The organism is Marinobacter sp. (assembly GCF_034669625.1).
Lineage (GTDB): Bacteria > Pseudomonadota > Gammaproteobacteria > Pseudomonadales > Oleiphilaceae > Marinobacter.
Window position 1 is genome coordinate 22,748 of the sequence record NZ_JAXMOY010000023.1, and the last position, 15,281, is coordinate 38,028.

Sequence of the window (15,281 nt, forward strand, 5' to 3'; positions counted from 1 at the left end):
ACTACACTTTCCACCTTGAGCCACTACTTCCTGAAGTTCATACTCGATACAAAACTACAAGAACGATAAGTATGAGCGGCAACGCGTGAAACTACTGAAATCCGCACAAAATCTGGCGATCCTATTGCTCATGCTGGCGAGTTCGTCTCCGGCATTCGCGGTGAGCTCGCCTTACATTCCGGACATGGATTACGTGCGCCTATCCCCGGAAACAGCGCTTACGGCCTCAGAAGTTCTCGAGACAGGCCGCTGGCAGCGGCTGCCTGAAAAAACGGCCAATTTTGGTTACATTCAGGACCAGATTTGGCTGCGATTCATGGTTTCCAAGCCTGCCTCCAACCAGATGGTCGAAATCAGCTATCCCGCACTCGATTACATAGATTTTTACATCTTTGAAGACGGCAAGTTGATCCAGCACGAAAGTACTGGCGACCAACGGTTATTCTCCGAAAGAGCGGTGCAACACCCTCATTTTCTGTTCCCGCTACGACTGCAATCCGATGGCCATTACGAGATCCTGATACGAGTGCAGACGGAGGGGGCCATGCAAATTCCCCTGAAGTTATGGGATCGCCAGCAATACTTCGAACATGCGTCCGTCGAAACACAGTTACATGCGGGTTATTATGGCATCCTGCTGACCGTCATCTGCTTTAACTTGTTTGTCTTTCTGGCCCTGCGCGAATCCGTCTACTTACTTTACGTGCTCTCAACCTTAAGCTACTTGATTCTGATTGCCAGCCTGAACGGCAGCACCTACCAATTACTATGGCCTCGCAGCCCAGAGATCCAAAGCGTTGCCATGGCGGTCGTTGTGCCACTTGCGGCCGCCTTTTCCTCTATGTTTTCTGCCGTCTTTCTGAGATTGAAACAATCGAGCCCGTTTTTAAATCGAATTCTCATGTTGATCATTGGCTTGAATCTCGGCCTGGCCGGTTTCAGCTTATTTGCTGACTACAGCACCGCAATCCGACTGGGTGTGACGTTCGCAATCCCCAGCTGTTTGTTCCTGACGCTTCTTGGGCCTATCCAATGGTACAAAGGTAACCCTCAAGCGTCTTACTACACCTTAGCCTGGGGAGCCCTGACACTGGGCAGTGCCATCACAGCTGCCAACAAAATGGGCTTAATCCCCAATCACTTCATCACCGCCTATGGCATGCAGATCGGCTCGGTTCTCGAAGCCTTGCTACTGAACCTCGCACTGGCCTCACGGCTCTACCATGAGCGACAAGATAAGCTCAGTGCCAGAGATGCCGAAATCAAAGCTCTGGAAGCACGGCGATCGGCGGAATTGAAGTTAATGAACCATGCGTTCTACTACCCACTTACCGGGCTACCCAACCGCAGCAGCTTCGAGATGCTGCTCAATGAGCTTATTCAGAAGAACCCAGCCAAACGCTACGGTGTTGTGCTTCTGCACCTTAACAATCTAGACCCAGTGACCAAGACACTGGGACATCGCAATACCGATGCGATCCTGATACGCGCATCCAAACACTACAATTCGGTCGCACGCGACGTACCCGGCGCACAGCTGCTCGAGATCAACCGCCACGTCAGTTTTTATCTGGCACATTTTGATCCACAAACCTTCGCTTGCATCGTCGACGCCAACCAAACCGCAACGGCCCAAAGAAAATTACTCGAAAACCTCGAGGAGATTCGCTGTCCCGTTGAGTTTCTCGGCATGGAGGTTCCCCTGCAGCCTCGCGTTGGCATTGCTGTGCACCCTGACAACGGCAACGATGCCAACACGCTGATCCGACGGGCCGCCATTGCCGAAGGCTCAGGCCGTGCAATCGAACGAGGCATCGCGTTCTATAAGTCTTCGCGGGACTCCTACAGCGCCGATCGGCTAACCCTCGTTTCAGAACTTCGCCATGCCATCAACAACGATGAGCTAACGCTGTACTTGCAACCCAAACTCGCGCTGAAAACCCGTGAGATCATTGGTTTCGAAGCGCTGCTGCGCTGGCCCGGCCGGGAGAAGAGCGTATTTGCGGATGAAATTATTGCAGTCGCCGAACAGAGCGGCCTGATCAAACCGTTGACACGATGGGTGCTAACAACGGCAATAGGGATGAGAGAGCGACTTGTCGAGCGCGGCTGCACGGCCAGTATCGCAGTAAACATCTCGCCCAATAACTTGCGGGAGCCGGATTTTGCGTTGTTTGTACGCCAGCAAATGAGTAACTACCCGTCCCACCTCGGTTCAATCATTTTCGAAGTCACCGAAACCTCGATGATGCAGGATCCAGCCAACTCCCTGAAAGCGCTGAACTCACTCAGCCAAGCCGGTATCCCAGTCTCGATTGACGACTTCGGCTCAGGGTACTCATCGCTGTCTTACATCAAACAGTTACCGGCCAGTGAGATCAAGATCGACCGCTCGCTCATCACCGACTTATCAGACCGACAAGAAGATCGGGTGATTGTTCAGACGACCATCAACATGTGCCATAGCCTGGGCTATACCGTGGTTGCCGAAGGGGTCGAGGATGAGGACACGCTCAATTTGCTGTCAGAGATGGGCTGCGACCAGATTCAGGGATATTTCCTGAACCGGCCGTTACCTTTTGATCAAGTAGTCGAATGGCTCGCCGATCAGCGCTGCCGCTCACGGATCAGTGCTTCCTGAGTAGTCGACGCCACCAGAACACCATCCTGCGTATAGAAGTTACCTCGGTTAAAGCCGCGTCCAGCCGATGAACTCGGGCTGTCTTTGTCGTACAACAACCAGTCATCCATTCGAAAGTCCCGATGAAACCAGATCGAATGATCGAGGCTGGCCACCTGCATATTCTTGCTCATGAACGTACGGGCGTGAGGGTCCAGTGAGGTGCCCAGAAAACTGAAATCCGAGGCATAGGTGAGCAAGCAACGGTGCAAGACCGGGTCATCCGGCAGAGGCCCGGCCGCCCGAAACCAGCTTTGCCGGTATGGAGGTCGTTTTTGAGGATTGAACGGGTCACCCGGGTTTACCGGGCGAATTTCAATGGGACGGTCTCGGGTCATACTATCGCGTAGTTTTTCCGGAACCCGATCCGCAATCAATTTACCCAAATCCTGCTCGGAGCGCAGGGTCTCCGGCGCCGGCGCATCAGGCATCTCGAACTGGTGGCTCAGGCCTTCTTCAGCGACCTGAAAAGACATGGAACCGGTCAGAATTTCTTTGCCGTCCTGACGGGCAATGACCCGACGCACAGCAAAAGAGCCGCCATCCCGGACCCGCTGCACTTCGTAGTCGATGGGCATACGGTGGTTACCGGGGCGCAGGAAATAAGCATGCAAGGAATGGCACAAGCGATCCTCAACGGTTCGACTCGCAGCCATTAGTGCTTGCCCCAATACCTGTCCGCCAAAGACATGGGGAAACCCCAAGTCTTCACTATCGCCTTGGAAATGGTCATCCCCGATCGGCGATAAATCCAGTAACTCCACCAGTTTCTTGGTTACTTCCAGCATGCCCGCTCCTGTCGCATCATCCGAGAGCTTTTCGTAGCTCCTTAGCTTACGAATAGTTTTCTACCTCAGGCGCAGGCTTTACGCAATGCTAATCGGAAAAAGAAACTTTCCAGTCATGCACTCGCACCTTGGCAACCACGCCCTTTATTCCTGATGAATTGGCGGAACTTGCTTCACCAAAGCCTGTTTTTCAACAGCAAAACGGCCTGTCACGGCAAAACCGAGAATGTCACCAGAAGGGCCATTGAACAGCGCTTTCACATCAGAACCGTCTTGTTCCACCTGCCATTCACCTTCCGCGTCTTTAGGCGGTGGGCACACGGCCGTTGGGCAACACGGCGTTTTGATCATGATAGGCATGGTTCCATAGCGAACTTCTGTACGCTGACCCAGCAAACTTTTCGCCAACGCCCGCGCACTGGCCATCAACGGCAGAACATACAACAATACCTGACCGTCCACCTCCGCGCAGTCGCCCAGCGCGAACACATCCGGTGCGGACGTTTCAAGCGCACGATTAACCGTGATACCCCGCCCGACCTCCAAGCCTGCCGCTTGCGCTAATTCGATTCTGGGGCGCAGGCCTACGGCCGAGACAACCAAATCGGCATCCAGCTGGTCACCGTTGCCGAGCGTCAGGCGAACGCCCTGCTCCTGGCGATCAACACGCTCAACTACTGTGCCCAAATGAAAACGCGCACCCAATTCAGTCAATTCGTGCTTAACCGCTCTGGCGGCCGCCGCGGGTAGCAAACTGGGCATCACCTCGGCATCAGGAGCGATCACATCGACTTCGTATCCGCCATTGCGAAGGTCGTTTGCAAATTCACAACCAATCAGGCCGGCACCCATGATGGCCACACGCTTACCACCGTGCAGCGCTTTTCGAAACGCGCGGTAGTCAACAAGATCGTTGATGGAATAAATATGTTCCTGGCCATCACCTTGAATGCCAAGACGAACAACGTCAGCGCCCCAAGCCAGAACCAACTTGCTATACCCCAAACGTTCGTCACCCAGGATCAGCTCGTGACTCGCGGTATCGATACCCGTCACGGTGCTGAACGTGCGCACGGCTACGTTCAATTGCTCTGACATGGCCGCGGTTTCAGCCTGAGCCAGACCATCAGCATCTTTGCCTTTCGTGAAACCTGTCGAGAGCATCGGTTTGGAGTAACTCACGCCGTCATCGGCGGTGATCATAATGACCGGCGTTTCTTTATCGAGCTTGCGCAGCTCTTTCACCAGCGAATATCCGGCTAATCCGGTTCCGACAATGACGATGGGCGCTTGGTGTGACATGGTTCTGCTCCGTCTGTTAGCTGATTTCGATCATCTCGAAGTCTTCCTTACCCACGCCGCAGTCGGGGCATTCCCAATCGTCTGGCACGTCTTCCCACAGGGTTCCTGGCTCTATACCATCTTCCGGCCACCCTTCTGCTTCATCGTATATCAGACCACAAACTACACACTGCCACTTTTTCATACTCGCTCCTTTCACGAAATCACCGGATTAAAATCTGTCCGACAATACATCAATCAATCAAAATATCAAGAGTGGGGACTTCGCAACACTGTTTCAGCCCATAATCAGCCGTCATAATAACCGCGTCACTGACCCTGACCAATGCCGGATTCGACACGCTCCGCCACTTTATCGGCCAATAGCAGTAATTACACACAACGATCACGCTATCCGCTCTCCCTTCGGGCGTCTCGGTTCGGTATAATCTGCCGTTTTGAGACAGGACCGACCGTTATGACCGATACCGTCGCCGAAATGAACCAAGTCATGGCTGAAGCCGACTGTCTGGTTAATGACCAACAAGTCAATGCAGCTATCGACAACATGGCGAGAGACATTAGTGATCGCCTGAAAGACAGCAACCCGCTGTTGTTTTGTGTCATGAATGGTGGCCTTATCCTGACTGGCCAATTGCTGCCAAGGCTTAATTTCCCTGTTCAGGCCGAGTATCTGCACGCCACTCGTTACCGCCAGGAAACCACCGGGGGCATTCTGGAATGGAAACTGCAGCCGGAAGCCGACATGAAAGGCCGCACCGTGCTGATTGTTGACGACATTCTGGACGAAGGCACCACCCTGTGCGCCATTGCAGATTACTGCCGAGCGCACGGAGCCAGCGAAGTGTTGACCGCGGTACTGGTCGATAAAGAGCACAACCGTAAAGCCAAACCAGATCTGAAGGCCGACTTTACCGGCCTCTCGGTCGAAGATCGCTTCCTGTTTGGCTTCGGCATGGACTACAAAGGGTACTGGCGTAACGCCCCCGGTATTTATGCTGTCAAAGGACTTTGATTCAGATTCCGGGCTAACCATACCCCCTACCCATTGGTACCGTTCGCTGGCGGCAGCCGGGCTCCATAACCCTGAGGTTCATGGCCCGGCTCGCCACTGGCTGCAGGTTGAAGGCTCCTTTACCAAAGCCTTGCAGCAAAAATGCCACTCAAGCTTCCACGTCGAAGTAGTTAGAGAAGGTTTTTCCGAACCGTCTGACGAGGAAGCGAGACGCCTATCCATTCCCCGCCGGCAATTGGCCTGGATTCGGGAAGTCCGCCTCTGTGGTGATGGCCAGCCCTGGGTGCTGGCACGCACAATCATACCTCTGAGCTGCCTTGAAGGGCGTGGCCGACGCCTCTTGAACCTTGGCAACAAGCCCTTGGGCGCGTATCTGTTCAGCAGTCCGGAGTGGGTCCGTGGCCCACTGGAGACCGGACTGTGCCAATCTGAACGCACCGGACAACCACAGCTGGCCCGCCGATCGCTCTTCCAACGAGGCCAAACGGCCCTCATGGTCTGCGAATTCCTCTTGCCCGCACTGTATCCGGCAGAAGGCCCGCTTTAATCGGAACCGCACTGGCGACTATAATCAGGCCTCCAACCCTTCGGCCGATGAACGGATGATAACCACTATGTTGCAGAACGCTTTGCCCGAGCATGTCCAGGCACGTTTAACCGACTACGCGAAACTGCTCCGTATTGATCGTCCGATTGGCACTCTGCTGTTGTTGTGGCCGACTTACTGGGCTCTTTGGCTGGCGGGCAATGGCACCCCGTCCACGGCTAACATCCTTGTTTTCACGCTAGGTGTGTTCATGATGCGCGCCGCTGGCTGCGCCATTAACGACTTCGCGGACCGGGAATGGGACCGGCACGTCGAGCGCACCCAAGACCGCCCGCTCACCACCGGCCGTATTCACGCCTGGGAAGCCATCGCTCTGTTTGGCGGCCTGTGCCTGGTCTCGTTCTTGATGGTCGTACTCTTCACCAACACCCTGACATTGTATCTGTCGTTCGGCGGCGCCGTGCTGGCCTTCATCTATCCGTTCATGAAACGTTACACCCATCTACCTCAGCTCTTTTTAGGTGCGGCCTTCAGCTGGGCGATCCCGATGGCTTGGGCCGCCGAAGCGAATGAACTCAGCCAGCTGACGTGGCTTCTATTCACCGCAAATGTGCTTTGGACGGTGGCCTACGATACGTTTTACGCCATGGTGGATCGCGATGACGATCTAAAAGTGGGCATCAAATCCACCGCTGTCCTGTTTGGTGATGCCGATCGCGCAATTCTTGCGATCCTCCAAACGCTGGTGATTTTAGTGTTAATTCTGATTGGTGGTCAGGCGGAGCTCGGCAGCTTCTATTATTTAGGCCTGACGGTCATGGCAAGTTTGTTTGTGTACCAACAGTATCTGGCAAAAGATCGCGACCGGGACGGTTGTTTCAAAGCGTTCTTGAACAACAACTGGGCCGGGCTTGCAGTGTTTGTCGGTTTGATTCTGGATTTGGCTCTGTAACCAGCTGTGCCTGTCATAAACTTGTAACGAAAGCGCGTTGTAATAGGTCGGTAACAATACTGGGAGTGACAAATGGACCCCTCTGCTTGATACAGGTTGAAGCTCATGACTGGAAAAACTGTGCTGATTGTTGACGACGAAGCATCGATCCGCGAAATGATTGCTGTAGCACTGGAAATGGCCGACTACAATTGTTTAGAGGCCGCCGACGCCCTTGAAGCCCACACTCTGATTGTCGATAAACAGCCCGACCTTATTCTGCTGGATTGGATGCTGCCCGGCACCAGCGGGGTGGAACTGGCCCGACGTTTGAAAAAGGACGAGGCCACCGCCGACATTCCGATCATCATGCTCACAGCTAAGGTCGAAGAAGATAATAAAATTCAGGGACTGGAGGTCGGTGCTGACGATTACATCACCAAACCCTTCAGCCCTAGAGAACTGGTTGCTCGTCTTAAGGCGGTCTTGCGCAGAGCGACACCCGCCGGAGTAGATAGCCCGATTGATGTCGATGGTCTTATACTGGACCCCGTCAGTCACCGCGTTTCTACGCCAACTGGACATCTCAACATCGGACCAACAGAATACCGCTTACTCCAGTTTTTTATGACGCATCAGGAGCGAGTCTACACCCGCACACAACTGTTGGATCAGGTCTGGGGTGGTAACGTCTATGTTGAAGAGCGCACCGTTGATGTTCACATCCGACGGTTACGCAAGGCGCTCGGTTCTGATTACGACCATCTGGTTCAAACCGTTCGCGGCGCAGGCTACCGATTTTCAACTAAAGCGGCCTGAAACGTGCGGTATTCCCACTCATTAGAACCACCATTATCAGGCAGGTATTGATGCAATATAACTGGTCCCGATATTTGCGTCTGATTTTGGCGGGCATCGGCGGCACTACCCTAGTTGGCTGGTACTTTGGCGCCCCCCTTTACGGCCTGCTTGGAGGGATGACGCTCTATTTATGGTGGACTCTGTTGCAGGCCCGACGCCTTCACCAGTGGCTGGGCAATCCCAGCGCTTCTGGTGAGCCACCCCAAAGCGTCGGCATGTGGGGGAGTATTTTTGACAGTCTCCACAAACTTCATCAGGGCCATCTGAGCAAACAAGACACCCTGCGCTCGCGCATCAACCGCGTACAAGACTCTACCAACTCCATGCGCGAAGGTGTGATCATGACCAACACCAAGGGCGAGATGGAATGGTGGAATGATGCCGCCGAATACCTGCTAGGCTTCCGGCGCAGCACTGACAAAGGTCAGTACATACAGAATCTGATTCGTTCTCCAGCGTTCAAAGCCTATTTTGAGACCCGGGATTACGCCGAGCCTCTCGAACTGAACTCTCCAGCCAAGCCGCATATTCAACTGGAATTTCAGATCAACCAGTTCGGCGACGATGACCGCCTGCTCGTGGTCAAGGATGTCACCCGCCTGCACCAGCTTGAACAGATGCGCCGCGATTTTATTGGCAACGTCTCGCATGAAATGCGCACCCCGCTCACCGTCATCAGCGGGTATCTTGAAACCATGGTCGATCACGGTGATCAGCTGCCTGCTAAGTGGCGCAGAGCCATCCAAACCATGGCGACCCAATCGTCCCGAATGGAAGCATTGATTACGGACCTGATCTTGCTATCCATGATTGAAACCGGTGAACACAGCGCAGACCAGGAACCCACAGACATAGAGACGATGATCGGGCAGATCGGCAACGATGCCAGAGCACTCAGCGGTGACAAGGGCCATCATATTGATATCACCGTCACTGGCCAGCCCCTGATGAGGGGAGATCACAAACAACTCCGCAGTGCTTTTTCCAACCTTGTGTTCAACGCGGTGAAATACACCCCGGCCGGCGGGCAGATATCCGTGGTCTGGAGCACCAACAGGGACGGCGCGCACCTATCGGTTAAAGACACCGGCATCGGGATAGACCCTGCCCATATCCCCAGGCTAACGGAGCGCTTTTACCGGGCCGACCCAAGCCGACATCAGGACACCGGCGGCACGGGCCTCGGGCTGGCCATCGTCAAGCATGTTCTGATCAACCACGACGGTCATCTGGAAATCCACAGCAACATCGGCGAAGGCAGCGAATTTATCTGTCACTTCCCCAAAGAACGCCTGGCTGAAAGCGCCCCGGAGACCTCGGTACTTTAAACAACGCCCAAACGAAACCGAGCGGCAAACCGGGACGCGACAACACCCCATTAAACAATTGTCACCTGTACAACATTGCGGCGATGTTTCCTTATTTGGAAAACACGCTACCATGGCCGTTCCTATTTATTTTTTAAGGCTTACGAGGTTCACTGTGGCTCAACTCATGACACGGACGACATTAAGACGTGCAATAACCGCCCTAACCTTCTCTGCTCTGTCGCTTACAACACAGGCAGAAACAGCTCCAGTGGGCGAGCCGGCAATCACGGAAAGCGCCTTCGCTGAGTGCAAAGACACGCTGCATAATAAGGCCGTGCAGGCGGGCGTAAGCGAAAGTACAGCAACGTCGGTGCTGGCAGAAGTTGAATATCTGGAGCGTGTCATTGAACTGGATCGCCGCCAGCCCGAGTTCACGACGACCTTTGCAGACTATTTCAATCGCAGGGTCAACGAAGCCCGCATTACCAAAGGTCGGGAGCTGCTTGAACAGCATCACGAGCTGCTTGCTCGAGTAACGCAAGAAACCGGGGTGCCAGCGCCCTATCTCCTGGCATTTTGGGGCTTGGAAACCAACTTCGGCAGTTATTTCGGAAAAATGCAGGTGCCCAGTGCACTGGCCACATTGGCCTGCGACCCTCGGCGTACCACGTTTTTCACCAAACAGTTTGTTGCAGCGTTACAGATCATCGACGAAGGCGCCATTCCCCTTGAGCAGATGGAAGGTTCCTGGGCCGGCGCCATGGGTCACGTGCAATTCATGCCGACCGTATTTCTGAAACACGCCGTTGATGCGGATGGAGACGGTCGAAGAGATCTGTGGAACAGTTTGCCGGATGCCATGATGTCCGCTGGCCGTTTCCTGCAGTCCATGGGCTGGGACGGCGATTATCGCTGGGGCCGCGAAGTATTGATGCCACGCAACTTTGATTTCAACCTGGCGGACGGTCGCCGTCTGCCTCTGAGCAAGTGGAACAACCTTGGCATCACTGACGTCTACGGCAACGAGCTTGCCGACGAACCTATCGAAGCCGCACTGGTCGTCCCGGCTGGTCATCAAGGGCCCGCCTTTATGGCGTACAGCAACTTCCGGGTGATCATGGGCTGGAACCGCTCAGAATTTTACGCCATTGCCGTAGGCCAATTGGCCGATCGCATTGCCGGCGCCGGCGGACTGAAGAACCCACCGCCAGAGGATCAACCGGCCTTGTCTCGGGATCAGGTTATCCAGCTTCAGGAAACCCTGAGCGAAAAAGGCTACCCCAGCGGCAAAGCCGACGGCATTCTTGGTTCCAACACCCGCAAAGCCATTCGGGCTTTCCAAAAGTCGGAAGGCATGATTGCAGATGGTTTCCCCTCAGGGCAGTTGCTCCAAAAGCTCGATATAGAGACCAAAAGCTGAGTGTGACTGTCAGCATACATTACACCCTCTAAGATTTTAACGACCCATAAAATCGACTAAAGCAAGGTAATCATAAAGTTATCTGGCTCGGCACAGCTGTTGCTAATTCCTCCATGCACTACAACGTAACCAGCCTTCCTTTTGCATTTGAGGAATGGGAAAGCCCCTAGCCACAACGAACGAGGCAAACGGGCGACAAGGAGGAATTAGCCATGATAAATCGATTGCTTTGCAGCGCTATCGTTGCCGTAGCTGTAACCTTTAGCGCGAATAGTTTTGCGATACCGACACTGAATTTTGACGTCGACGGGCCTAACTCGTCAGTAGATGAAAGCGGCCTTTCACTCTGTTCAGGGTGTAATGTAAATCTGACGCTTGATGCCAATCTGGATAATCAGATATTCAGTTTAGCTGCCGGCGACAGCTATACTTTTGATTTTTTTGACGCTGTCCTTCATGGACCTACGTCAGGCTGGGGAGGCATCGGCGGAGTGGTCAACGCAACACTGGCATTTTCCGCACCCGATGCGGTTGATGCCAACGGTACCGGACTCGGTGGAGCACTCTGGGGCTGGGTCTTTGGCTTTGGTGGCGTTGGCGGTCTGACCTTTGATCTTGGTGGGCAACCCAGTGACATTACCTTAGGTGATGGATCAGTTTTCGGCATTGAGTTCGCCACCGTTGACGACTCGTGCGCGGGCAAAGGCTGCACCTTAGCCCAAACCGTTAAAGCGACAATCACGGCTAAAAATGTTGTCGCATCTGTTCCAGAACCCGGTACCTTGGCCCTCTTCGGCCTGGGTCTCGCCGGCCTCGGCATGACACGCCGTAAGAAAGCCTGATCACACCGGCTGACCCACTGGTGGCATTCAGTGCCACCAGTGTTTTCGCCCCTTCCCCGTGAACTAACGACAGAATCCGCGCATAATATCGGCATCTCCAGCAACGATATTATCCGGAACTCATGGATTCAATCACTCAAATAGCCTTAGGTGCCTCTATTGCAGGTGCTGTTGCAGGCAAGACGCTTGGCCGCTCAGCCATACTAACCGGCGCAGTTCTGGGCACTCTGCCCGACTTGGATGTGGTGATTGACTACGGCACCGCCGTTGCCAACTTTACCCAACACCGGGGCTTCAGCCATTCGTTGTTCATCTTGGCACCTCTGTCCCTGCTGATTGCCTGGGGACTGTCTCGTTGGCAACCAACGCTGTCTTACCGACGCTGGTTAACATTGGTCGGAATGGTGCTGCTTACACACCCGTTGCTCGACACCTTTACCACATACGGAACCCAACTTTTCTGGCCCTTCGGCAGACCGCTTGCCATCAACAGCATCTTTATCATCGATCCGCTCTACACGCTGCCCTTGTTGATCGGTTGTCTGGTATTTCTAATTCGCCCTCCTGCAACGAAAGCCCTCGCGCTGGGTTTGCTCTTGTCATCACTGTATTTGGGCTGGAGCGTAACCGCTCAACACTTGATCACGGAGCGGATCAAACCCGCGGTAGCGGGTTCTGGCCTGGAAGACCCCGTCCTGATGGTGCAACCCATGCCGTTCAATACATTGTTGTGGCGGGCAACGGCCATCAGCGATGACGTCCGAGTGGAAATCGTGACCGGCTTTTTTGATGGGGATCATCAACTAACGCTGGAACACTTCCCTCGCAACCCTGAGCTAGCCCTTTCGGTTGCTCACCTCCCGGAAGCCCAGCGACTGGAATGGTTCACTAACGGTTTCCTTCATTATGAGCTCAACCGCCAACAAATAACCGCGACTGATATACGCTTGGGCATACCCGGCGCACACCCGTTCACGTTCGCATTGGCCGAGGTACAGGGCGCCGATGTGACCGCGCTTCCCAGTGGGCAACTTCCGCGCCCAGCCATGAACCCGCAGGCGCTGCCCTTGCTCTGGTCTCGACTGACCGGAAAAACACCGGCCCTGTGCCTTCGCACGCTCAGTGCCCCTCTGGAAGGGGGCACCTGTTAATGCGGCTCGATCAATACCTTGCCACCAGCACTGAGCTCTCACGCAAAGACGCAAAGAAGGTCATCACCAAAGGTCGAGTGCGAGTAGATTGCGTGCCCGCCCGATCGGCGAACATGCAGGTTGCCGACAACACACTCGTCGAACTTGATGGTTCCCAGCTTCATCTGCCCGGCGACATCTACTTGATGATGAACAAGCCAGATGGCGTCATCAGCGCTACCACAGACAGCAGCCAACCCACAGCCGTTGATCTGCTGCCTTCGCAACTGGCCTCGAAGGTCCACATTGCTGGCCGACTGGATAAAGACACCACCGGCCTGTTACTGCTGACCAGCAATGGCCAGTGGTCACACCAAGTCACCTCGCCCCGGCGCGATTGCCCGAAAACCTATCAGATTCAATTGGTCGAGCCCCTTTCGACCGAGGCTAAAGTGAAGCTGGAAACCGGCGTTGTGCTGAAAGACGAAGACAAACCCACCCTTCCGGCTACCGTGGCCATTTGTGCGGAAACAACGATTGAGCTAACGATCAACGAAGGCCGCTATCATCAGGTAAAGCGCATGCTGGCTGCGGTTGGCAATCATGTGGCGGGGCTGCACCGTTTGCGAATCGGAGCGATCACTCTGGACCCGGCATTAGCGCCTGGCGAATACCGGGAACTTACAGAAGACGAAATCCGCTCTATCTTTGGTCCGACTTAACCGGCCTCGTCGGTGCGCTCATACTGCGGAGCTGCGAGGTTTTCTGACGCCATCAGCCACCAACAATGACGGTGCCGCTGCCAATGGTGACACCACCACAGGATACTGCACTGCCGGTGATGGCTGCCGGTTGCCCATTGATCATTACAGTCGCTGAACCAGCCGCTATGGCCCGGGGGTGTGAAGGGTGTTTGGGTTTATCGTGAGGCGCTAACGGGTCCCCCTAACCGGGCAACGGGCTTGCCGTCGACCAAGACATCCGGAGAACCTGCAATAACGGGAGTAGGTGGGAAGCCGGCGTGATCCAGACCCAGATCACCCAAAAGCACAATGGCCTTACTCATCCACTGATTCCTTTCAAAATTGGGCCTAGGGTCGTCATCCTATAACGATTCCGACCCCAACCCAAGCCAGCACTTTCATCCTTAGAAGTGCCGCACATTAAATGACACGCGATCAACCGCTGATGAAGACCGGACCCACGCCCAAGTTCCATATGATGACAGAGCCGACGCGAGTTGATACCAGTATCACCAAGGCAACCGTTAACAATGCTCCGCCATACATGACGGCTCTGTCTTTATCGATGCCCATAACAATCGGCAGGCCATCGTACATTAACCAAGCACTGTAAGCGGCCGCAACCAAGAAAACAAACGCGTTAAACCATGGAACCGGGTACAGCAGGGCAAAGCCTGCAAGGAACATGGGTGTACAAGAATAGGCAGCCAGAGCCATACCATTGGAAGGAACGTGCTCTTCTTTACCACCGTAGGTTTTAGCCATCCAGTTAATGGCATAACCAAGCGCGAACACACCTACGAGCATGGCGGCGTAGGTCAGGACACTTAGCTGTATCGCACTGATTTCGGTTAACTTGATCAACCGCTCATTACCGACCGTCCAGCCAAAGTGGGCAGTGGAAATATAGGCACAGATTGGCGCAATGGCTGCTAGCGCCAGCACATAGGCCACATAGAGTTTCATCGGACTTTCATGTTCTTTACGTATCGATGCCCATTCTTGGCCGGGATGGGTAAAGAGACCGAACGCATGAGACAGTAGCATAGACTACCCCGCATTTTACTGTTGTTAGTATCGGGACACACGGCACCTGAACTGTTCAGATTTTCTGCCGTTTGTAGCTTTAACTATAGTCAAGAACAACGGGCACCACCGAATCGTTTGATTCTATTTTGTTCATAGCCCGGCGCAGTCAGATCATTTGGTTCTTGCAGCGCACGCCACCGCTTTCAATCACCGCATACGTGTACATTTAAACTGCTTCAGAAACGCAAAAAGGCAGCCGAAGCTGCCTTTTTCATGTTGTCCTGAATCTTCACAGATTAGAGAGGAACAACGTTCTCCGCCTGAGGACCTTTCTGGCCCTGAGTTACGGTGAACTCAACCTGCTGACCCTCGGCCAGGGTCTTGAAACCAGAGCCTTGGATCGCGCTGTAGTGAACAAATACGTCCGGGCCGCCTTCACGAGTGATAAAACCAAAACCTTTAGCTTCGTTGAAGAACTTAACAGTACCGGTAACAGTAGACATACGTAAACTTCCTGAAATCAATCATTTTATCTGCTGCCACACACCATTCTGGTGCTGGTCAGCGTGTATACGGAAAAACTGAACTCGCGGGATCAAAAACAGGACGGCACTACTAACTGCGGAGGTACGTCTTATTCATGAACTGCTTTGCTAATCTTTCCTTCAGTAAACACTCTACTC

At 54.0% G+C, this 15,281-nt stretch carries 16 protein-coding genes and 1 pseudogene; 10 read left to right on the plus strand and 7 right to left on the minus strand.

Going from position 1 to position 15,281, the window contains the following annotated elements; translation table 11 throughout:
• The first annotated feature begins 85 nt into the window (after window positions 1-85).
• Window positions 86-2,641, plus strand: a complete 2,556-nt coding sequence (locus VOI14_RS14700; protein ID WP_323752797.1) for an EAL domain-containing protein — start codon at window positions 86-88, stop codon at window positions 2,639-2,641.
• On the opposite strand, the gene tesB is transcribed toward VOI14_RS14700, so the two are convergent.
• The 3 genes from tesB to VOI14_RS14715 all read right to left on the minus strand — a co-directional run bounded on the left by tesB (window position 2,608) and on the right by VOI14_RS14715 (window position 4,954).
• The gene (gene tesB / locus VOI14_RS14705; protein ID WP_323752798.1) at window positions 2,608-3,468 is read right to left on the minus strand and encodes an acyl-CoA thioesterase II; all 861 of its coding nucleotides are present in this window, start codon (window positions 3,466-3,468) and stop codon (window positions 2,608-2,610) included. The two genes, VOI14_RS14700 and tesB, sit on opposite strands and share 34 nt — an antisense overlap.
• A gap of 144 nt (window positions 3,469-3,612) precedes the next feature.
• Entirely contained in the window at window positions 3,613-4,770 is a 1,158-nt protein-coding gene (locus VOI14_RS14710) for an FAD-dependent oxidoreductase (protein ID WP_323752799.1), read from the minus strand.
• A 16-nt stretch (window positions 4,771-4,786) separates the two neighbouring features.
• A complete protein-coding gene (locus tag VOI14_RS14715) occupies window positions 4,787-4,954 on the minus strand; it encodes a rubredoxin (protein WP_114335399.1) in 168 nt (55 codons plus the stop codon).
• A gap of 273 nt (window positions 4,955-5,227) precedes the next feature.
• On the opposite strand from VOI14_RS14715, the gene VOI14_RS14720 reads away from it, so the two are divergent.
• The 9 genes and pseudogenes from VOI14_RS14720 (at window position 5,228) to VOI14_RS14760 (ending at window position 13,548) form a co-directional block, all read left to right on the plus strand.
• Window positions 5,228-5,785, plus strand: a complete 558-nt coding sequence (locus VOI14_RS14720; RefSeq protein ID WP_323752800.1) for a hypoxanthine-guanine phosphoribosyltransferase — start codon at window positions 5,228-5,230, stop codon at window positions 5,783-5,785.
• A complete protein-coding gene (locus VOI14_RS14725) occupies window positions 5,766-6,332 on the plus strand; it encodes a chorismate--pyruvate lyase family protein (RefSeq protein WP_323752801.1) in 567 nt (188 codons plus the stop codon). Before VOI14_RS14720 ends, VOI14_RS14725 begins: the two co-directional genes overlap by 20 nt.
• A 67-nt stretch (window positions 6,333-6,399) precedes the next feature.
• Window positions 6,400-7,284 (plus strand): 4-hydroxybenzoate octaprenyltransferase, encoded by an 885-nt coding sequence (ubiA, locus tag VOI14_RS14730; protein WP_416361436.1) that lies wholly within the window; start codon window positions 6,400-6,402, stop codon window positions 7,282-7,284.
• 105 nt (window positions 7,285-7,389) lie between these two features.
• Window positions 7,390-8,082: a phosphate regulon transcriptional regulator PhoB gene (gene phoB, locus VOI14_RS14735; RefSeq protein WP_323752803.1), complete on the plus strand. Its 693-nt coding sequence runs from the start codon at window positions 7,390-7,392 to the stop codon at window positions 8,080-8,082.
• 50 nt (window positions 8,083-8,132) lie between these two features.
• Window positions 8,133-9,452, plus strand: coding sequence for a phosphate regulon sensor histidine kinase PhoR (gene phoR, locus VOI14_RS14740; protein ID WP_323752804.1), 1,320 nt, complete (start codon window positions 8,133-8,135; stop codon window positions 9,450-9,452).
• 166 nt (window positions 9,453-9,618) lie between these two features.
• Window positions 9,619-10,854 (plus strand): lytic murein transglycosylase, encoded by a 1,236-nt coding sequence (locus VOI14_RS14745; protein WP_416361437.1) that lies wholly within the window; start codon window positions 9,619-9,621, stop codon window positions 10,852-10,854.
• A gap of 758 nt (window positions 10,855-11,612) precedes the next feature.
• Window positions 11,613-11,696, plus strand: a pseudogene (locus VOI14_RS15650) (PEP-CTERM sorting domain-containing protein); the annotation flags it as partial.
• Between the two features lie 122 nt (window positions 11,697-11,818).
• The gene (locus tag VOI14_RS14755) at window positions 11,819-12,847 is read left to right on the plus strand and encodes a metal-dependent hydrolase (protein ID WP_323752807.1); all 1,029 of its coding nucleotides are present in this window, start codon (window positions 11,819-11,821) and stop codon (window positions 12,845-12,847) included.
• Window positions 12,847-13,548 (plus strand): 16S rRNA pseudouridine(516) synthase, encoded by a 702-nt coding sequence (locus tag VOI14_RS14760; RefSeq protein ID WP_323752808.1) that lies wholly within the window; start codon window positions 12,847-12,849, stop codon window positions 13,546-13,548. Before VOI14_RS14755 ends, VOI14_RS14760 begins: the two co-directional genes overlap by 1 nt.
• A gap of 52 nt (window positions 13,549-13,600) precedes the next feature.
• Here VOI14_RS14760 and VOI14_RS14765 read toward each other — a convergent pair whose 3' ends face one another.
• From VOI14_RS14765 to VOI14_RS14780, 4 genes are all read right to left on the minus strand, one after another.
• Window positions 13,601-13,693 carry a hypothetical protein gene (locus tag VOI14_RS14765; protein ID WP_323752809.1) on the minus strand — a complete coding sequence of 31 codons (93 nt, stop codon included), beginning with the start codon at window positions 13,691-13,693 and terminating at the stop codon, window positions 13,601-13,603.
• Window positions 13,694-13,745: 52 nt separating this feature from the next.
• Window positions 13,746-13,892, minus strand: a complete 147-nt coding sequence (locus tag VOI14_RS14770; RefSeq protein ID WP_323752810.1) for a hypothetical protein — start codon at window positions 13,890-13,892, stop codon at window positions 13,746-13,748.
• A 112-nt stretch (window positions 13,893-14,004) separates the two neighbouring features.
• Window positions 14,005-14,616 carry a Yip1 family protein gene (locus VOI14_RS14775; RefSeq protein ID WP_323752811.1) on the minus strand — a complete coding sequence of 204 codons (612 nt, stop codon included), beginning with the start codon at window positions 14,614-14,616 and terminating at the stop codon, window positions 14,005-14,007.
• Between the two features lie 278 nt (window positions 14,617-14,894).
• Window positions 14,895-15,101 carry a cold-shock protein gene (locus VOI14_RS14780; protein ID WP_058341996.1) on the minus strand — a complete coding sequence of 69 codons (207 nt, stop codon included), beginning with the start codon at window positions 15,099-15,101 and terminating at the stop codon, window positions 14,895-14,897.
• Window positions 15,102-15,281: the final 180 nt, after the last annotated feature.